Source organism: Burkholderia sp. MSMB1072, assembly GCF_001524725.1.
Lineage (GTDB): Bacteria > Pseudomonadota > Gammaproteobacteria > Burkholderiales > Burkholderiaceae > Burkholderia.
On sequence record NZ_LOYC01000009.1, the window covers coordinates 46,791 to 66,254 of the forward strand.

At 68.5% G+C, this 19,464-nt stretch carries 15 protein-coding genes; 10 read left to right on the forward strand and 5 right to left on the reverse strand.

Going from position 1 to position 19,464, the window contains the following annotated elements:
- The first annotated feature begins 56 nt into the window (after positions 1-56).
- Positions 57-905, forward strand: a complete 849-nt coding sequence (locus tag WS89_RS02330; RefSeq protein ID WP_059500726.1) for a class I SAM-dependent methyltransferase — start codon at positions 57-59, stop codon at positions 903-905.
- Positions 906-1,006: 101 nt separating this feature from the next.
- Here the strand turns inward: WS89_RS02330 and WS89_RS02335 are convergent, their stop codons facing one another.
- The 5 genes from WS89_RS02335 to WS89_RS02355 all read right to left on the reverse strand — a co-directional run bounded on the left by WS89_RS02335 (position 1,007) and on the right by WS89_RS02355 (position 8,678).
- Positions 1,007-1,318 (reverse strand): hypothetical protein, encoded by a 312-nt coding sequence (locus WS89_RS02335; RefSeq protein ID WP_059500725.1) that lies wholly within the window; start codon positions 1,316-1,318, stop codon positions 1,007-1,009.
- Positions 1,315-3,336, reverse strand: coding sequence for a BCCT family transporter (locus tag WS89_RS02340; protein WP_059500724.1), 2,022 nt, complete (start codon positions 3,334-3,336; stop codon positions 1,315-1,317). The genes WS89_RS02335 and WS89_RS02340 overlap by 4 nt, the downstream gene beginning before the upstream one ends.
- A gap of 308 nt (positions 3,337-3,644) precedes the next feature.
- A complete protein-coding gene (locus WS89_RS02345) occupies positions 3,645-4,832 on the reverse strand; it encodes a porin (protein WP_059500723.1) in 1,188 nt (395 codons plus the stop codon).
- Positions 4,833-4,958: 126 nt separating this feature from the next.
- The gene (locus WS89_RS02350; protein ID WP_059789380.1) at positions 4,959-7,379 is read right to left on the reverse strand and encodes a glycoside hydrolase family 31 protein; all 2,421 of its coding nucleotides are present in this window, start codon (positions 7,377-7,379) and stop codon (positions 4,959-4,961) included.
- Positions 7,380-7,406: 27 nt separating this feature from the next.
- Positions 7,407-8,678, reverse strand: coding sequence for an MFS transporter (locus WS89_RS02355; RefSeq protein ID WP_059500721.1), 1,272 nt, complete (start codon positions 8,676-8,678; stop codon positions 7,407-7,409).
- A 469-nt stretch (positions 8,679-9,147) separates the two neighbouring features.
- Here WS89_RS02355 and WS89_RS02360 point away from each other — a divergent pair, with 469 nt between their 5' ends.
- The 9 genes from WS89_RS02360 to WS89_RS02400 all read left to right on the forward strand — a co-directional run bounded on the left by WS89_RS02360 (position 9,148) and on the right by WS89_RS02400 (position 19,348).
- Positions 9,148-10,092 (forward strand): MurR/RpiR family transcriptional regulator, encoded by a 945-nt coding sequence (locus WS89_RS02360; RefSeq protein ID WP_059500720.1) that lies wholly within the window; start codon positions 9,148-9,150, stop codon positions 10,090-10,092.
- Positions 10,089-11,087: an isoaspartyl peptidase/L-asparaginase family protein gene (locus WS89_RS02365; protein ID WP_059789381.1), complete on the forward strand. Its 999-nt coding sequence runs from the start codon at positions 10,089-10,091 to the stop codon at positions 11,085-11,087. The genes WS89_RS02360 and WS89_RS02365 overlap by 4 nt, the downstream gene beginning before the upstream one ends.
- 25 nt (positions 11,088-11,112) lie before the next feature.
- The gene (locus WS89_RS02370; RefSeq protein ID WP_059789382.1) at positions 11,113-13,011 is read left to right on the forward strand and encodes a dipeptide ABC transporter ATP-binding protein; all 1,899 of its coding nucleotides are present in this window, start codon (positions 11,113-11,115) and stop codon (positions 13,009-13,011) included.
- 102 nt (positions 13,012-13,113) lie between these two features.
- Positions 13,114-14,676 (forward strand): glutathione ABC transporter substrate-binding protein GsiB, encoded by a 1,563-nt coding sequence (gsiB, locus tag WS89_RS02375; protein WP_059500717.1) that lies wholly within the window; start codon positions 13,114-13,116, stop codon positions 14,674-14,676.
- A gap of 67 nt (positions 14,677-14,743) precedes the next feature.
- Positions 14,744-15,664 (forward strand): glutathione ABC transporter permease GsiC, encoded by a 921-nt coding sequence (gene gsiC, locus WS89_RS02380; RefSeq protein ID WP_059789383.1) that lies wholly within the window; start codon positions 14,744-14,746, stop codon positions 15,662-15,664.
- A 7-nt stretch (positions 15,665-15,671) separates the two neighbouring features.
- On the forward strand, positions 15,672-16,565 hold the full coding sequence (gsiD, locus tag WS89_RS02385) for a glutathione ABC transporter permease GsiD (RefSeq protein ID WP_059500715.1): 894 nt from the start codon (positions 15,672-15,674) through the stop codon (positions 16,563-16,565).
- Positions 16,565-17,647, forward strand: a complete 1,083-nt coding sequence (locus tag WS89_RS02390; RefSeq protein ID WP_059789384.1) for a DmpA family aminopeptidase — start codon at positions 16,565-16,567, stop codon at positions 17,645-17,647. Before gsiD ends, WS89_RS02390 begins: the two co-directional genes overlap by 1 nt.
- Complete coding sequence (locus tag WS89_RS02395) at positions 17,644-18,471, forward strand: M55 family metallopeptidase (protein WP_059789385.1); 828 nt, start codon at positions 17,644-17,646, stop codon at positions 18,469-18,471. Before WS89_RS02390 ends, WS89_RS02395 begins: the two co-directional genes overlap by 4 nt.
- A gap of 97 nt (positions 18,472-18,568) precedes the next feature.
- Positions 18,569-19,348: an AraC family transcriptional regulator gene (locus WS89_RS02400; protein ID WP_059500712.1), complete on the forward strand. Its 780-nt coding sequence runs from the start codon at positions 18,569-18,571 to the stop codon at positions 19,346-19,348.
- Positions 19,349-19,464: the final 116 nt, after the last annotated feature.

Consider the following 19,464-nt stretch of genomic DNA (forward strand, 5'->3'; position numbering starts at 1 on the left):
CCGGCTTGAAGTGGCACAGTCCGGTCCGTCATCAATGAATCGGAAGGGGATCGACGATGGAAGCCAACCGGCCCAACGAAGCGCAATCGGCGCTATGGAACGGTCCGTCGGGGCGCGCATGGGTCGATGCGCAGGCGTCGCTGGACCGGATGTTCGCGCCGTTCGAAACGCTGCTGGCGGATGCTGCTGCTGCGGCGTCTGCAAGCAGCGTACTCGATGTCGGCTGCGGCACGGGGGCGGTCACGCTCGCGATCGCGCGGCGGCTCGGTGCGAACGCGCAGTGCACGGGCATCGACATTTCGGCGCGGATGATCGACGCCGCCCGGGCGCGCGCTGAACGCTGCGGCCTGCACGCCCGCTTCGTGTGCGCGGACGGGCAGACGCATGCGTTCGAGCCGGCGAGCGTCGACCTGATCGTGTCGCGCCTCGGCGTGATGTTCTTCGACGATCCGGTGCGGGCGTTCGCGAACCTGCGGCGGGCGGCGCGCCCGGGTGCGCAGATGCGGTTCGTCGCGTGGCGTGGCGCGGCCGACAATCCGTTCATGACGACGGCCGAGCGGGCGGCCGCGCCGCTGCTGCCGAACCTGCCCGTGCGGAAGCCCGGCGCGCCGGGCCAGTTCGCGTTCGGCGACCGGCAGCGGATCGCATCGGTGCTGTCGGACAGCGGCTGGGCCGACGTTGCGATCGAGCCGGTTAACCGGGCGTGCGTGCTGCCGGAGTCCGCGCTGGACGACTACATTGCCCGGCTGGGCCCGGTAGGCCTTGCATTGCTGGAGACGGACGACGCGACGCGGCGGTGCGTGATCGACACGATGCGCGCGGCGTTCGAGCCGTACGTGCATGGCGCCGACGTGCGTTTCGATGCAGCGTGCTGGCTCGTGACGGCGCGCGCGCCGAGCGCATGATGGGTAGCGTGACGGCAGCGGATCAGGGCGGGGTTGGCTGCCGGTCGGCCCCGCACGTGACCGTGCCCGCGTGACGAAGCCGGTGGCGCGACGCGCGGGCGTCAGCGTTTCCGCGCGCGCAGCATCAGCCACGCGCAGCCACCGGCAACCAACGCGAGTCCGAGCAGGACGGCCTCGGCGCCGAGCGCGAAACCGGGCGGCATTTCACCGCTGTTCGGTACTGGCGACAGGTTGCCGCCCATCGCGACGGCGCCGCCGGCGAGCAGCGCCGCGCAGACGATCCAGTAGACCTTGCCGAGCGGCGCCGCGGCACGGATCCGCCACAGCGCGATGCCGGCGCCGCCGAGGTACAGCACGGCGAGCGTGCCGAGTGCGATGACGTCGACAGCGCGGCTTTGCAGCAACCCGCTCACTCGGCCTCCGTCGCGTGCCCCGGCGCGCGGCTCAGCAGGTGCGTGCGTGTGTCCGCGGCGAGCGACACGTAGCGTTCGTACTGGCGCAGCACGTCGGCGATCACTTCGTCGCCGCGCAGGTATTCGACGTCGTAGCCGAGCCGGCCATCCTCGAAGAACGTGACGATCCCGTACACGTGCGCCCGCGCGGCTTCCGGCTCGGCCGCCTCGCGCATCAGGAACGCGGCCGCGGATTTCGCGGTGACGCGCACGCCATACACGAAATCGCGGTGTTCGGCGGTCGGTACGGTGAGCCGCACCGCATCGTCGCCGTCGCGCTGCACGTGCGCATCGACGCCGCTCGCGCGCAGCTCGTCGGCGACCTTGCGCAGCGCGGGCTCGACCGTCTCGGCGACGAACTGGCGCGCCTCGGCCTCGGTCGTCTGCCGCAGGATGTGCGTCAGGCGATGGCGCCAGTGCTGGCCGGTCCAGAAGCTCGCCGCGGGCGCGATGTCCTGCGAATAGTGCGCACGGTCGGCCGCGAGCCCGCGCCACAGCCCGTAGCACAGCGCGAGCATGATGAGGGCGACCGGCAGCGCCGCGATCAGCGTCATCGCCTGCAGCGCGCCGAGCCCGCCCGCGACGAGCAGCACCGCGGCCGTCACGCCGAGCAGCGCGGCCCAGAACAGCCGCTGCCAGACCGGCGAATGCGCGTTGCCGCGCGTCGCGATCTGGTCGATCACGAACGCGCCCGAATCGGCGGACGTGACGAAGAACACCGCGATCAGCACGATCGCGACGATCGACAGCAGTTGCGGAAACGGCAGGAAATCGAAGAAGCGGAACAGCAGCGCATCGACGTTGGTCGCCGTCTGCGCGAGCGCGCCGGCCGCGCCGTGCGTGTCGAGCCAGATCGCGCTGTTGCCGAACACGGTCATCCACACGAGGTTGAACGCGGTCGGCACGAGCAGCACGCCGATCACGAACTGGCGGATCGTGCGGCCGCGCGAGATGCGCGCGATGAACATGCCGACGAACGGCGACCACGACACCCACCACGCCCAGTAGAGAATCGTCCAGCCGCCGAACCAGCCTTCCTCGCGCGGCGGCGCGTAGGCGTACGTGCGGAACGACAGGTCGACGAGGCTCGACAGGTACTGCCCGATGTTGTCGCCGAGCGCGCGCAGCAGGAATGCCGTCGGGCCCGCGACCACCACGAAGGCGAGCAACAGGAACGCGAGCAGCAGGTTCAGCTCGGACAGCCGGCGCACGCCCTTGTCGAGGCCGGTCGCGGCCGACACGCCTGCGAGGATCACGACCACCGCGACGAGCCCGATGCGGAACAGGTTGCTGCCCGTGTCCCACCCGGCGGCCGTATGCAGGCCCGCGCTCAGCTGCATCACGCCGTAGCCGAGGGTCGTCGCGATCCCGGCGACCGTGCCGACGAGCGCGAACGCGTCGACCGTGTGACCGATCCAGCCGTTAATGCGCTCGCGCAGCACCGGATACAGCCCCGAGCGCAGCGTGAGCGGCAGGTTGTAGCGGAAGCCGAAGTACGCGAGCACGAGCCCCATCAGCCCGTAGATCGCCCACGCATGGAAGCCCCAGTGGAAGAACGTCATCAGCATCGCCTCGCGTGCGGCGGCGGGCGTGCCGGAATCGACGGTCGGCGGCTTCAGGAAATGCTGCATCGGCTCGCCGACGCCGAAGTACATCAGGCCGATGCCCATGCCGGCCGCGAACAGCATTGCCGTCCACGACACGAAGCTGAATTCGGGTTCGGCGTCGTCGGGGCCGAGCCGGATATTGCCGAAGTCGCTGGCGGCGATCAGCACGAGAAACACGAGGAAGCCGGTGACGGCGAGCACGTAGAACCAGTCGAACCGTGCGATGACCCATTGCTGGCCGGCGGAGAACAGCGCGCCGGCTTCGCTCGGGTGCAGTGCGCACACGACGAGTAGCGCGCCGATGACGGCGAGCGCGGGCAGGACGACCTGCGGCTTGAATGTCGTGCGGGGCGAGGGACGGGAATCCGGCATGGCGGGCATCCAGTTGTGGGCGCAACGAAGCGCGACGCCGCCCGGCGCGCACGTCGCGCGTCGGACCCTGATACGGCGTGCGTCGAGTGTACCGCGGTGTCAGGACTGCAAGAAGGGGTATGCAGAAGGGATGAACCTGACGGATTGTAAGGTATCGCGGCGATCGAGAAAACCCGCGCGATGGGCGCGGCGGGCCGGCGAGGAGGGGAAAACGCCGCGGCGAACGCGTATCGGGCGCCCGGACGGCGCGTGCGGCAAGCGCATCGTCCGGGCCGGAGACGGCGCGCGGAAGGCGCCGTCGGCCAGGTTTAGAACGTGACGGCGATCCCGGCCATGCCGACGAACTGGCCGTGCGTCGTCGACGGCGTGAGCTGCTGCGAATCGCCGACGATCGGCGCCGCGTCGACGATGTGGCCGGCGCCTTGCGCGCCGAGCGTCCGCCCGCTCGAATGCGTGTACGCCTGCAGCGCATAGAGCGTCGTGCGTTTCGACAGGCTGTACGACTCCTTCAGCGAATACTGCTGATAGCGGGCCGCATTCGCGACGCCGTTCGCCTTCGACGCGAGCGTATACGCGAATGCGCCAGCCACCGAGAACGTCGGCGTGAAGCGATACGCGGCAAGCGCGCCGTAGGTGTTGAACACGGCCGTGTCGGTGAAGGTCGAGCCGTTGCCGGGCAGATACTTCACGTTCGAATAGTTGAGCCCCAGCGTCAGGTCGCCGAGCGTGTAGTTGCCGGCCGCCGCGACCTGCTCGACGGCTTTCGCGGTGAGGTAGCCCTGATTCAGCACGGATACCGCGAAGCTGCCCGACGATGCGGTGGCCGGATTCAGGAAGCCCGCGGACGAGCCCGAGCTGTTGATCCGCAGGTAGCCGGCCGCGATCCCGATCGGCCCGTTCGCGTAGCGCAGCGCGGCGCTGAACGTGTTGCCCTTGCCGGTCGCGCCGGCAATGCCGCCGAATGCGTACATCGCGCTCGCGCTCAGCCCGGCGAAGGTCGGCGACGTATAGGTGACCGAGTTGTTCACGCGAATCGTCGTGTCGAGGCCGTCGATGTCGCCCGGATGCGCGCCGGTGGCGCCCGTCAGCCAGCTGCTCGAGGCGTACGGGCCGACGAACAGGAAGTAGGGCGTGTACTGGCGGCCGGCCGTGACCGTGCCGTAGCGAACGTTGCGCAGGCCGACGAAGGCCTGGCGGTTGAATATCGTGCCGGCGGCGGCCTGCGCGCCCGTATTCAGGTTGAAGCCGGCCTGCAGGTCGAAGATCGCGTGCGTGCCGCCGCCGAGATCCTCGTCGCCGCGCAGTCCGAACTTCGACGCATACAGGTTGCCGTCGCGCATGTAGACGTTCGAGTGTCCCTGCTGGTTGTTGACGTACGCGAGCGAATCGTCGACGACACCGTACAGCGTGACGCTGCTCTGCGCGTGGGCGGCGGTCGTGCCGAGCGATGCGGCCGATAAAATCAGGATTGCATAACGGTTGGCGGATGCTTTCATTGTCGATCTCCGGGTCTCTTCATCTTTTCAAGGGGCGGGAGGTTGAATGCCTCCTCTGTGGCAGGGGGCGGGCCGCGCGAACGGCCCGCCCGATCGGGTTTGCTTCGGCTTGGGCGGTTCGGCGGTTCAGTGGTCGAACGCGACGACGAGGCGGCGCCACGCACCGTCCCGCGCATCCTGCTCGACTCGCGCACCGCGCACGGCAACCGGGCCTTGCAGCGACGCGGGCAGCAGAAACTCGACACGATCGGCCGGGCGCGCCGGGCGGCCGTCCCAGCGGACCGACACGCCGAGCACGCCCGACGCCTCGCGGCCGGTCTCGATGCGCCACAGGCCGTATTCGCCGTCGCGCCATGCTTCCGTCTCGCCGTCGTCCTCGACGCATTCGCCGTACGCGACGCCGTCCTCGATCCGCGGTGCGACGAGGAAGCCGCGCGTATCGGCGCGCGCACCGAAATGCTGTTGCGCGACGTTCAGCGGCAGCACGCGGCCTTCGCGCAGCAGCATCACCGGCGTGTCGAGCGGCGCGGGCAGCGTCACGTTCGCGCCGCCGTCGAACGACTGCGCGCTCGCGCAGCACGTCCAGCGTGCGCCCGCCGGCAGGTAAACCGTGCGTTCGGTCAGGCCGGGATCGACGACGGGCGCGACGAGCAGCGCGTCGCCTAGCATCATGTCGTCGCATGCGTCGTAGCAGCGCGCATCGCCGGGGAAATCGGCGAAGGTCGGCCGCAGCACGGGCTCGTAGCGCGTGGTCGACAGCCACAGCAGGTGATAGAGGTACGGCAGCAGCCGGTAGCGCTGCTTGATCAGCGACGCGATCTGCGCGGTGATCTCCGGGTACATCCACGGTTCGTTGACGGTGCCGTCATCGTTCCACGAATGGATGCTGAAGCGCGGCATGAAGATGCCGAACTGCACCCAGCGCAGCAACAGTTCGGGCGATGGCGCGGGGCCGGAGAAGCCGCCGATGTCGTGGCCGATGTTCGACACGCCCGATAGCGCGAGCCCGAGGCCCATTTTCAGGTTGTAGCGCAGCGTTTCCCACGACGTGTAGTTGTCGCCGGACCACGTCTGCACGTAGCGCTGCATGCCCGCGCCGCCGGAGCGCGACACGAGGAACGGCCGGCGCGCCGGCGCATGCGCGCGCTGTGCGTCGCGCGACGCGCGCATCATCAGCATCGTCTGGAGCACCTTGGCTTCGCGTGCAGGAAACGGCTGGCCGAAGCCGTGCGCGATCGCGTCGGGCGACCAGATCTCGTATTCGTTGTTGTCGTTCCAGGTCGATTCGATTCCGTATTCCAGCAGCGCCGACGTGACCTGCTCGCACCACCATCGGTAGGTGTCGGGCTGCGTGAAGTCGAGATACGCGCCGACTTCGTCCCAGAACTGTACCCATGCGGGTTCGCCGGATGCCGAGCGGATCAGCAGCGCGCGCTGCGCGGCTTCTTCGAAGGCAGGATGGTCGCGCAGCAGGCACGGCTTGATGTTCGCGCACAGGCGGATGCCGTGGTCGCGATAGTGCTGCACGAAGCCCTTCGCGTCGGGAAACTTGTCGCGGTTCCAGTTGAACACGTAGCGCTTCGCGCCGATCGACGTATAGCCCGACGACAGGTGGAACGAATCGCACAGGATGCCGTGCGCGTCGCACTGCTCGACGAACTGGTTCATCTGCTGCTGGGCGTCCGGCGCGTCGGTGTAGCTCATCGTCGAGCCCGAATAGCCGAGCCCCCATTTCGGCGTGCGCGCGGGGCGCCCGGTCAGCCACGTGAAGCGCCGCGCGGCCGCGAGCGGCGTATCGGGCGACGCGATGAAGTAGTAGTCGAGATCGCCGTGCTCGGCGACGAAATAGCGATAGGGCCCGTGATAGTTGTCGAGCTCGCGGCCCATGTCGAACGAGCAGTCGGACAGCGTGTCGTAGAACAGCCCGAACCCCTGGCACGCATCGGGCGACCACGTGATGTAGAACGGGATGTGCTTGTACAGCGGGTCGGTGTGCTTCGCGCTGTAGCCCATCGCGTCGATGTTGCGCATCTCGAAGCGTGCGCCCGTGCGGTCGAGTTCGCCTGCGCGTTCGCCGAGGCCGAATACCTTGTCGCCGCGCTCGCGGGCGACGTAGTGATACGCGCGTTCGTCCCACCAGCCGAAGTTGTACGCCTGTGTCGGGCGGTCGGCGAGTGCGACGCGCCATGCGCCATCCGCGCCGCGCATCGACCACGCGCAATGGCCGCCTTGCCGGCGCACCGCGAGGCGGATCTGCGCGGTTTCGATGCGCACGCCGTCGTCGTCTTCCACGAAGTCGTAGTGGGGCAGCGCGAAGCCGCTCAGATCGAGGCGGTCGCGCCCGTCGAGCGGCACGTCGTCGAGGCCGGGCGCGATCGTCCACGTGCGCGGGTTGCGCGCCGTCGCGTCGGGCAGCACGCGCACGCGCACGATATCGTCCTCGAGCACGAAGATTTCGAGAGTCGCGCCCGTATCGGAGGCGAGCAGCACGCGGTTCGCGTGGTGACTGGCGACGCGGAACACGGGCGGATGAAGGAGCGAAGTCATGAATGCGATTCCTGGTGAAAACGGATGTCACGCGTGCTGCGCGAGCAGGCGTTCCTGCTTCGACTGCCCGCGGATCAGCACCGCGAGCAGCGTGACGCCGACGATGTCGAACAGGCCGAGGCACGCGAACAGCGGCGCATAGCCGATCTTGTCCGCGAGCGCGCCGACCAGCAGCGAGAAGCCGAGGCCGCCGATCCACGCGGCCATCCCGGCGAAGCCGCTCGCGGTGCCGACTTCCTCGGGATCGAACACGTCGGCCGACAGCGTGTTGACGAGCGCGGAGATCATCTGGTGCGCGAAGCCGCCGACGCAGAACAGCGCAATCGCCGTGTACGGCGACGACACGAGGCCGATCATCGCGGGCCCGAGCATCAGCACCGCGCCGAGCGCGACGCCGGCGACGCGCGACCACACGAGCGGCAGCTTGAAGCGATTGGCGAGATACGGCGACAGATAGCCGCCCGCGATGCCGCCTGCGTCGGCCGCGAGAAACGGCATCCACGCGAATACCGCGATCTGCGTGAGCGGCATGTGGCGCTCGGTCGCGAGGTACAGCGGAATCCAGAAGCTGAAGGTCTGCCACGCGGGTTCCGCGAAGAAGCGCGGCAGCGCGATCGCCCAGAAGCGGCGCGCGGTGACGACGTCGCGGATGCGGCGCTTCGACACGGGCGGCATCGTGGCCTGGCCGTCGCGGATCAGCGTGCGCTCCCGCGGCGTGATGCGCGGATGATCGGCCGGCGACCGGTACTGCGTGTACCAGAGCGCGGCCCACACGAACCCGAGCGCGCCGGTGACCATGAACGCGGCCTGCCAGCCGAACCGCATCGACAGGAACACGACGAGCGGCGGCGCGATCGCGGCGCCGAGCGACGTGCCCGCGTTGAAGTAGCCGACCGCGACGGATTTCTCGCGATCGGGAAACCATTCGGCCACGGCCTTCATCCCGGACGGAATCGCGGCGGCCTCGAACAGGCCGAGAAAGCCGCGCAGGATGCCGAGCGAGAGCCAGCCGGACGCGAAGCCGTGCGCGACGCCGACCACCGACCACAGCATCGCGAACAGCGCGAAACCGAGCCGCAGCCCGATCAGATCGACGATGAACCCGCATACCGGTTGCATGATCGTGTAACCGATCTGGAAGGCGCCGACGATGTACGAATACTGCTGCGTCGAGATCGCGAACACCTGCTTGAGCTCGGGCGCGAGCACCGCGAGGGAATTCCGTGCGAGGTAGTTGAGGATCGTGCCGAGACATACGAGCACGATGATCCACCAGCGCAACGCCTTGACTGTCTTCACTGCTGTCTCCTGTCAGGGAGGGCGGGCGCGCGGCGCCCACCTGGTCCATGAGGGCCATCCGTCCGGATGGCTTGTTTCGTTTTGTTCGTACGATGTCCGATCTTGATGTGCGCCGGTTTTACCGGTTTATATCGAAATCATGGTGTTCGAGCGAACATTTCGTCGTCTTTAAGCTGCAATGTTATCTGACGACTGATCATTTTCGAACATCCTATGTTCGATTGCGAATCCGGTCAACGTGAATCTGCATTCGAACGAACGTACTCGGGGTTTTCCCGATGAACGGTGGCGACCGGGCGCGCGGCAGCGCAGGCGGTTGCCCGTCGAAGGCCCGTGCGGCGGCCCGGACGATCGTCCGGACGGTCGACGTACGCCGCAGGGGGCGTGACAACCCTGATGAAAATTTATTTCTTTTCGGGAGATGGATTGTGTAAATTGATTTTCATCGAACCTTGCAACAACCCTTCGCATGACGCCTCTCGTTCCGCCCGATGTCAGTCACGACGAACCCGCGATCGCCGAGCGGATCGCGTCGGCGATGCCGTCGATGACGCCGATTCACCGGCGCATGGGCGAATTCGTGCTCGCGAACCCGTTTCGCGCCGCGACGATGCGGATCGACGAGCTCGCGCAGGCGGTGAATGCGTCGATCGCGACCGCGAACCGTTTCGCGAAGGCGCTCGGTTTCGACGGCTATCCGGCGATGCGCGCGGCGCTCGTGCGCGGCTTCGAGGCCACGCTCGGGCCGGTCGAACGGCTGCGTTCCGCGCAGGAGCAGGAGTCCGGCGTGCGCGGCGCGGTCTGGATCGACGCGGTGTTCGACCAGGCTGCCGCCAACATCGAGAACACGCGCGCGCAACTGGACGCAGCCGATGTCGAGGCGGCGGTCGAGGCGATCGTCGGCGCGCGGCGCGTGCTGATTCTCGGCGCCGGGTCGAGCGCGTTTCTGGCCGGATTGATGGAGCACGGACTGTCCGTCTGCCATGACAGCGTGCAATCGCTCGCGCTGCTCGGCGGGCCGTCGCATGCGGCGCGACGCCTGTACACGGCCGATTCGCGCGATCTCGTGATCGCGCTCGCGTTTCCGCGCTACGTGAAGGACACGATCGAGCTGGCCCGTCGTGCGGCGGCGCGCGGCGCGCGCGTGCTCGGCATCTCCGACGGCCCGCAATCGCCGCTCGCGTCGTTCGCGTCGCTGAACCTGTACGTCAAGGCCGAGCGGCGTTTCGCGGCCACGTCGGAAGCCGCCGTGCTGACGATGATTGAGGCGCTGATCGACGCGGTCGCGCTGCGCACGCACCGGTCCGCGAAATCCGCCGCCGAGATGACCGAATTCCTGCTGCCGTGGCTCGTGCAGCCGCAAGCGGCGTTGCCGGCCGCCAACCCTTCTTTCCCCCGTCCGAAAAAATCATGACTTCACCCGCGATCGTCGCGATTCACGGCGGCGCAGGCACGATCCTGCGCGAAGCGATGGATACCGACACCGAACGTCGATACCGCGACGAACTCACCGCGATCCTGCAGGCCGCGCAACAGGTGCTGGCCGAGGGCGGCAGCGCGCTCGACGCCGTCACCGTCGCGGTGCGGATGCTCGAGGATTGTCCGCTGTTCAACGCCGGGCGCGGCGCCGTCTATACGGCGGAAGGCAAGCATGAACTCGACGCGGCGGTCATGGACGGCGCGACGCTCGGCGCCGGCGCGATCTGCTGCGCGACCCGCGTGCGCAATCCGGTGCTCGCCGCGCGGCGCGTGATGGAGGCGAGCGAGCACGTGCTGTTCGCCGGCGCGGGCGCCGATGCGTTCGCGGCCGCGCAGGGGCTCGAACTCGCCGATCCCGGCTACTTCGACACCGAGTCGCGGCATGCGCAGTGGGTGAAGGCGCGCGCGGCGGCCGGCGCGATGCTCGACCACGATGCGGCGACGTTCGTGTTCGGCCAGTCGCAGCAACAGCCGCAGCCGGCCGAGCCGCTCGATCCGGACCGCAAGCACGGCACGGTCGGCGCGGTCGCGTGCGACCTGAACGGCCACATCGCGGCGGCGACGTCGACGGGCGGCATCACGAACAAGCAGCCGGGGCGCGTCGGCGATTCGCCGATCATCGGCGCCGGCTGCTACGCGGACGACGCGACCTGCGCGGTATCGTCGACGGGCACCGGCGAGATATTCATGCGGCTCGCGACGGCCTACGACGTCGCCGCGCAGATCGCGTATCGCGGCGCGTCGCTCGCCGATGCCGCGCACGACGTCGTGATGAACAAGCTGCCGCGCCTCGCGGGCCGCGGCGGGATCATCGCGGTCGACGCACGGGGCAACGTCGCGATGCCGTTCAACACCGAAGGGATGTACCGCGGCTACGCACGCGTCGGTGAAGCGCCGGTCGTCGGCATCTACCGCGACGACGCGGCTTGATCCCGGATCGCACGAGGAGAGACGCATGACATCGAGCCGTAACCCGTCGGTCCCGGCGCTGCCCGAGCAGCGCGTGGTGGCCGTCGACGACCTGTCGGTCACCTTCCGTCGCGAAGGCGCGACGTTCGACGCGGTTCGCAACGTGTCGTTTCACGTCGATCGCGGCGAGACGCTCGCGATCGTCGGCGAATCGGGCTCGGGCAAGTCGGTCACGTCGCTCGCGCTGATGCGACTCGTCGAGCACGGCGGCGGCGAAATCACGAGCGGCCGCATCGCGTTCCGGCGCCGTGGCGGCGCGCTGGTCGATCTCGCGCAGGCGAGTGCCGCGACGATGCGCGGCATCCGCGGCGCGGACATCGCGATGATCTTCCAGGAGCCGATGACGTCGCTGAACCCGGTGTTTACGGTCGGCGACCAGATCAGCGAGGCGATCGCGCTGCACCAGTCGAAGAGCGCCGCCGAAGCACGCGCGGAAGCGCTGCGGTTGCTCGATCTGGTGCGCATTCCCGAAGCGCGCCGCGTGTTCGCCCGCCATCCGCACCAGTTGTCGGGCGGGATGCGGCAGCGTGTGATGATCGCGATGGCGCTGTCGTGCCGGCCCGCGCTGCTGATCGCCGACGAGCCGACGACCGCGCTCGACGTGACGATCCAGGCGCAGATCCTGCAACTGATCCGCGGGCTGCAGGACGAAATGAACATGGGCGTGATCTTCATCACGCACGACATGGGCGTGGTGGCCGAGGTCGCCGACCGCGTGCTCGTGATGTACCGCGGCGAGAAGGTCGAGGAGGGCGAGTCGGACCGCATCTTCGCGACGCCCGCGCATCGCTACACGCGGGCGCTGCTCGCGGCCGTGCCGCGGCTCGGCTCGATGCAGGGTACCGACGCACCCGAGAAATTCCCGCTGCTCAAGGTGGACGGCGCGAGCGCGCCGGCGCCGGCTACGGCGTCCGCCGCGAACGACGCGCAGCCGTCCGTCGATCGCGCCGCGCCGCCGATCCTGCGCGTGCGCGATCTCGTCACGCGCTTTCCGGTGAAGAGCGGCGTGTTCGGCCGCGTGTCGCAATACGTGCATGCGGTCGAGCGCGTGAGCTTCGAGCTGCGCGCGGGCGAGACGCTCGCGCTCGTCGGCGAATCGGGCTGCGGCAAGTCGACCACCGGCCGTTCATTGTTGCGCCTCGTCGAATCGCAAAGCGGCTCGATCGAATTCGACGGCCGCGACATCAGCGCGCTGAAGGGCCCGGACCTGCAGGCGTTGCGCCGCAACATCCAGTTCATCTTCCAGGACCCGTTCGCGTCGCTGAACCCGCGCCTGACCGTCGGCTTTTCGATCATGGAGCCGCTGCTGGTGCACGGCGTCGCGAGCGGCAGCGAAGCGCAGGCGCGGGTCGACTGGCTGCTCGACAAGGTCGGCCTGCCGCCGGAAGCCGCCCGCCGCTATCCGCACGAATTCTCGGGCGGCCAGCGTCAGCGGATCGCGATCGCACGTGCGCTCGCGCTGAACCCGAAGGTCGTGATCGCCGACGAGTCGGTGTCGGCGCTCGACGTGTCGGTGCAGGCGCAGATCGTCAACCTGATGCTCGACCTGCAGCGCGAGCTTGGCGTCGCATACCTGTTCATCTCGCACGACATGGCGGTGGTCGAACGCGTCAGCCATCGCGTCGCGGTGATGTATCTCGGCCAGATCGTCGAGATCGGCCCGCGCCGCGCGGTGTTCGAGGCGCCGCAGCATCCGTACACGAAGAAGCTGATGAGCGCGGTGCCGGTGGCCGATCCCGCGCGCCGGCATGCGCCGCGCCAGCTCGCGGCGGACGAGATTCCGAGCCCGATCCGCGCGATCGGCGACGAGCCGCTCGTCGCGCCGCTCGTCGCGGTCGGCCCCGATCATTACGTCGCGACGCATCGCGTCGGCGGCGCGTATTGAGTGGTGGAGTCGTGCGCGACGACGACGGCGCACGCACCCGCAGGCAGTCGAAACCGAAACGCCCGTGAGGCGTCACCGATTCACCGATAGGAGCCCAGCAAAATGACCCAGCAGCATCCGTTTCCGATGTTTCGTCCGCGCGCATGCTTCGTCGCGCTTGCCGGCGCGTTTGCGCTGTCGGCCGCGCTGCCCGCGTACGCGCAGCAGACCGCGGTGATGGCGGTGGATTCGACCTTCACGACGATGGACCCGTACGACGCGAACGACACGGTGTCGCAGGCCGTGGTCAAGTCGTTCTACCAGGGCCTGTTCGGCTTCGACAAGGACATGAAGCTCGTCGACGTGCTCGCGACGGGCTATGAAGCCAGCCCCGATGCGAAGACGTACACGATCAAGCTGCGCTCGGGCGTGAAGTTCCACGACGGCACCGATTTCAACGCGGCGGCCGTGAAGGCGAACTTCGACCGCGTGACCGATCCCGCGAACCACCTGAAGCGCTACAACATGTTCCGCGTGATCGAGAAGACCGAAGTCGTCGATCCGACCACGGTGAAGGTCACGCTGCGCGAGCCGTTCTCGGCGTTCATCAACACGCTCGCGCACCCGTCGGCCGTGATGATCTCGCCGGCCGCGCTGAAGAAGTGGGGCCGCGACATCGCGCTGCATCCGGTCGGCACCGGACCGTTCGAGTTCGTCGAGTGGAAGCAGACCGACGACCTGAAGGTGAAGAAGTTCGCGGGCTACTGGAAGAAGGGCTATCCGAAGATCGACGCGATCGACTGGAAGCCGGTGGTCGACAACAACACGCGCGCGGCGCTGATGAAGACGGGCGAAGCCGATTTCGCGTTCCGCATTCCGTTCGAGCAGGCGACCGAGCTGAAAGGCAACCCGAAGGTCGACGTCGTCGAGCGGCCGTCGATCGTGCAGCGCTACGTGTCGCTGAACATGCTGCAGAAGCCGTTCGACAACCCGAAGGTGCGCCAGGCGCTGAACTACGCGGTGAACAAGGAAGCGCTCGCGAAGGTTGCGTTCTCCGGTTTCGCGACGCCGTCGACCGGCGTGGTACCGCAGGGCGTCGATTACGCGACGAAGCTGGGCCCGTGGCCGTACGACCCGGCGAAGGCGCGTGCGCTGCTGAAGGAAGCCGGCTATCCGAACGGCTTCGAGACGACGCTGTGGTCCGCGTATAACAACTCGACGTCGCAGAAGGCGATCCAGTTCGTGCAGCAGCAGCTCGCGCAGGTCGGCGTGAAGGTGCAGGTGCAGGCGCTGGAAGCCGGCGAGCGCGTCGCGAAGGTCGAGAGCGCGCCGGATCCGGCGAAGGCGCCGGTGCGGATGTACTACATCGGCTGGTCGTCGTCGACGGGCGAAGCGAACTGGGCGATCACGCCGCTGCTGGCCGGCGCGTCCGCGCCGCCGAAGCTCGTCAATACCGCGTACTACAAGAACGACGCGGTCGACGGCGATCTGACGAAGGCGCTCGAGACGACCGATCGCGCGAAGAAGGCCGAGTTCTACGCCGATGCGCAGAAGCAGATCTGGGCCGATGCGCCGTGGATCTTCCTCGTGCAGGAGAAGATCGTGTATGCACGCAGCAAGCGGCTGCAGGGCGCGTACGTGATGCCGGACGGCTCGTTCAACTTCGACGAGATCTCGCTGAAATGACGGCGGTTCGTCCGCCACGCAGTGCCGGCGGCGCGAGCCGCCGGTGCGCTGATTCGATCGGTGTCCCATGCTGAATTTCCTCGTCAAACGCCTGTTCGGCCTGCTGCCCACGCTCGCGATCGTCGCGGTGCTGGTGTTCCTGTTCGTGCACCTGCTGCCGGGCGACCCCGCACGACTCGCGGCCGGCCCCGAAGCCGACGACGCGACGATCGCGCTCGTGCGCGCCGACCTCGGGCTCGACCGGCCGCTGCCCACGCAGTTCGCGAACTTCTTCGTGAAGATCGCGCACGGCGATTTCGGCGTGTCGACGCGCAGCAAGCGGCCGGTCTCGACCGAGATCGGCGAACGCTTCATGCCGACGCTGATGCTGACGCTCGTCAGCATGGTGTGGTCGACGCTGTTTGGGATGGCGATCGGAATTGCGTCGGCGGTCTGGCGCAATCGCTGGCCCGACCGTATCGGGATGACGCTCGCGGTGTCGGGCATTTCGTTTCCCGCGTTCGCGCTCGGCATGCTGCTGATGGAAGTCTTCTCGGTGAAGCTCGGCTGGCTGCCGGTCGTGCCGGACGGCTCGTGGAAGAGCTACGTGCTGCCGTCGCTGACGCTCGGCGCCGCGGTCGCGGCCGTGATGGCGCGCTTCACGCGCGCGTCGTTCGTCGAGGTGCTGAACGAGGACTTCGTGCGCACCGCGCGCGCGAAGGGCGTGCACGAGCCGATGGTCGTGCTCAAGCACTGCCTGCGCAACGCGATGATCCCGGTCGTCACGATGATGGGGCTGCAGTTCGGCTTCCTGCTCGGCGGCTCGATCGTCGTCGAGGTCGTGTTCAACTGGCCGGGGCTCGGGCGCCTGCTCGTCGACGCGGTGACGATGCGCGACTACCCGGTGATCCAGGCGATCGTGCTGCTGTTCTCGCTGGAATTCATCCTGATCAACCTGACCGTCGACGTGCTGTACGCGGTCATCAACCCGACCATCCGGTTCAAGTGAGGCGCGAATGAACGCGACTGCCCAGCCCGCGGCGCCGGCCGCACCGACCGCGATCCGCACGCCGTGGCGCGAATTCTGGCGCAAGTTCCGCAAGCAGACCGTCGCGCTCGTCGCCGGCGGCTTCGTGCTGGCGCTCGTGGTGCTCGCCTTCGTCGGCCCGCACATCGTGCCGTTCGATCCGGAGAACTATTTCGACTACGACGCGCTGAACGCGGGGCCGTCGGCCGCGCACTGGTTCGGCGTCGATTCGCTCGGCCGCGACATCTTCAGCCGGATCGTCGCGGGCACGCGCATTTCGCTCGCGGCCGGCTTCTTCTCGGTCGCGCTCGGCGCGGCGATCGGCACGTTGTTCGGGCTGCTCGCCGGCTATTACGAAGGCTGGTGGGACCGCATCACGATGCGCATCGCCGACGTGCTGTTCGCGTTCCCGGGCATCCTGCTCGCGATCGGCGTGGTCGCGATCCTCGGCAACGGGATGGTCAACGTGATCTGCGCGGTCGCGATCTTCAGCATCCCGGCGTTCGCGCGGCTCGTGCGCGGCAACACGCTGATGCTCAAGCACATGACCTATGTCGAGGCCGCGCGCAGCATCGGCGCGTCCGACTGGACGATCATCATGCGGCACATCCTGCCGGGCACCGTGTCGTCCGTCGTCGTCTACTTCACGATGCGCATCGGCACGTCGATCATCACCGCCGCGAGCCTGTCGTTCCTCGGGCTCGGCGCGCAGCCGCCGACGCCGGAGTGGGGCGCGATGCTCAACGAGGCGCGCGCGGACATGGTGACGGCGCCGCACATCGCGGTGTTCCCGAGCCTCGCGATCTTCCTGACCGTGCTCGCGTTCAACCTGCTCGGCGACGGGCTGCGCGACGCGCTCGACCCGAAGCTGGAGCGCCGTTGATGCGCGCCGCACCGATGTGGACGGCGATGCTGCCGGCCGGGCCGCGCGGCACGATCGCCGACGTGCCGGGCGTGACGGTCGGCCATTGCACGCTCGATGCCGGCAACGTGCAGACGGGCGTGACCGTCGTGAAGCCGCATCCGGGCGACGTGTACCGCAGCAAGGTGCCGGCCGGGGCGGCCGTGATCAACGGTTTCGGCAAGAGCGTCGGGCTCGTGCAGGTCGACGAGCTCGGCGCGCTCGATACGCCGATCGCGCTGACCAATACGTTCGGCGTCGGCGTGGTTGCCCACGCGCAGATCCGTGCGGCGATCGCGGCGAATCCACAGGTCGGCCGCGACTGGCCGACCGTCAATCCGCTCGTGTTCGAGTGCAACGACGGTTACCTGAACGATATCCAGGCATGCGCGGTCACGGCCGCGCATTACGACGACGCATGCCGCGCGGCATCGCGCGACGTCGCACGCGGCGCGGTGGGCGCCGGACGCGGGATGTCGTGCTTCGACCTGAAAGGCGGGATCGGCTCCGCGTCGCGCGTGGCCGTCGCGGCCGGCCGGCCCTATACGGTCGGCGTGCTCGTGCTCGCGAATTTCGGCCGGCTGCCGATGCTGACGCTCGGCGGCGTGCCGCTCGGGCGCATCGTCGCGCAACGGCGCGCGGCCGAAGTTGCCCACACGGCGCCGCCCGAGCAGGGCTCGATCATCCTGCTGCTGGCCACCGATGCGCCGCTCGACGCGCGGCAGTTGTCGCGGCTCGCGCGCCGAGCGGCGGCGGGGCTGGCACGCACGGGCTCCGTCTACGGGCATGGCAGCGGCGATATCGCGCTCGCCTTCTCGACTGCCTACACGATCGCGCACGACGCATCGACGATCGCGCTGCCGGCCCTCGTGGCCGATGCGGCGCTCGATCCGCTGTTCATGGCCGCGGCCGAAAGCGTCGAGCATGCGATCGCCGACGCGTTGCTGCAGGCGGTGACGGTCGCCGGGCGCGACGGTCACGTGCGGCAATCGCTGCGCGACGCGGTGCCCGATCTCGACCGGTTGTTCAACGAAAACGACGAAGGACGTTCGACCCTGCCATGAAGATCCTGATCTCGACCGATATCGAGGGTGTCGCGGGCGTATTCGCCGTCGAGCAGACGCGCGCCGGCAATCCGGAATACGAGCGGGCGCGCCGCTGGATGACCGCCGAGGCGAACGCGGCGATCGAAGGCGCATTCGCCGGCGGTGCGCAGGCCGTCTGGGTCAACGATTCGCACGGCGGCTTTCGCAACCTGTTGCCCGACGGGCTCGATGCGCGGGCGCGCGTCGTACTCGGCAAGCCGCGTACGCTCGGGATGATGGCGGGCCTCGAACAGCAGCCCGACCTCGTATTCATGATCGGCTATCACGCGAAATCGCAGACACGCGGCGTGCTCGCACACACGATCAACAGCTTCGCGTTCACGCAGGTGTGGCTGAACGGCGTCGAGCTCGGCGAAGCCGGGCTGTACGGCGCGCTGGCGCGCGAATACGGCGCGCACGTCGCGCTCGCGACGGGCGACGACGTATTCGCCGAGGAAACGCAACCGCTGTTTCCGGACGCGCGTTTCGAGACGCTCAAGACGGCCGGCGGCGCATCGAGCGGCGAGACGCTTACGCCGTCCGCGTCGTGCGCGCGCATCGCGGCCGCCGCACGGGAGACGGTCGCGCAAGCGCTGTCGTCCGGCCGGCGCGCGGGCGCTCATCGGCCCGCGCCGGCCGCTTGCACGCTGCGCGTGCAGACGGCCGCGCTGGCCGACCTGTTCTGCGTGCTGCCGTCGCTCGAGCGTGTCGATGCGGTGACGCTGCGTTTCGACGGGCCGTCGGTCGAGCACGCGGTGCGCACGCTGAACAGCCTGTCGGCGATGTCGTTCATGTTGCGGTGACGCGTGCCGCGCGACGCCGCCGGCGCATGGCCGGCCGGCCGATCGCGGCGGGGCGGACCGCCTTCGATAGCGGGTCATTGATGATGGAATTCGGGCCGTGAGAAATACGCTGCTAGATCCCTACGAACACATTCCCCGGAGCGTGGTCGTGCTCGCCAACGAATTTGCGGCGGGCACGACGTTTCCGGATCATGCGCACGTGCGCGGGCAATTCGCATTCGCGTCGCGCGGCACGATCAGTGTGTCCACGCCGCACGGCCGCTGGCTGGTGCCGCCGCAGCGCGCATGCTGGGTGCCGGCCGGCGTGCGGCACGAATTGACGATGACCGGGCCGGTCACGATGCTCACCGCGTTCGTGTCCGCCGACGCCGCGCAGGCGGCCGGGCTGCCCACCCAGTGCGGCGTGTATGGCGTGTCGCCGCTGCTGCGGCAACTGATCGACGATGCGATCGACTTGCCGGCCATGTACGACGTCGACGGCCGCGCGGGCAAGCTGATGGATCTGCTGATCGCCGAAATCGCGACGATGCCGCGCCTGTCGCTGCATGCGCCATTACCGGCCGATGCACGACTGGCGAAAGTATGCCGGCACCTGTTCGCGGCGCCGTCGATCGCGGCCGATCTCGATCGGGTCGCGGCCGACGCGGGCGTGAGCCGGCGCACCTTCACGCGACAGTTCCGTGCGCAGACGGGCGTGAGTTTTGCCGCCTGGCGCCAGCAGGTATGCATGCTCGCGGCGATTTCGCGCCTGACCGACGGGCAACCGGTGACGCGCGTCGCGCTCGATCTCGGTTACGCGAGTGCGAGCGCATTCACGTCGGCATTTCGCCGCATTCTGGGCGACACGCCGAGCCGGTATCTGGAGATTCGTCGCTAGGCGCCGGGACGCCGCGCGGGTCACGCCGGTGCGCGGGCCGCGACACCAAAAAAATACGCGCCCGCCAACTTCGGCCAGACGCGCTTAAAGGCACTCTGTCTGACAAATGCGCGGAC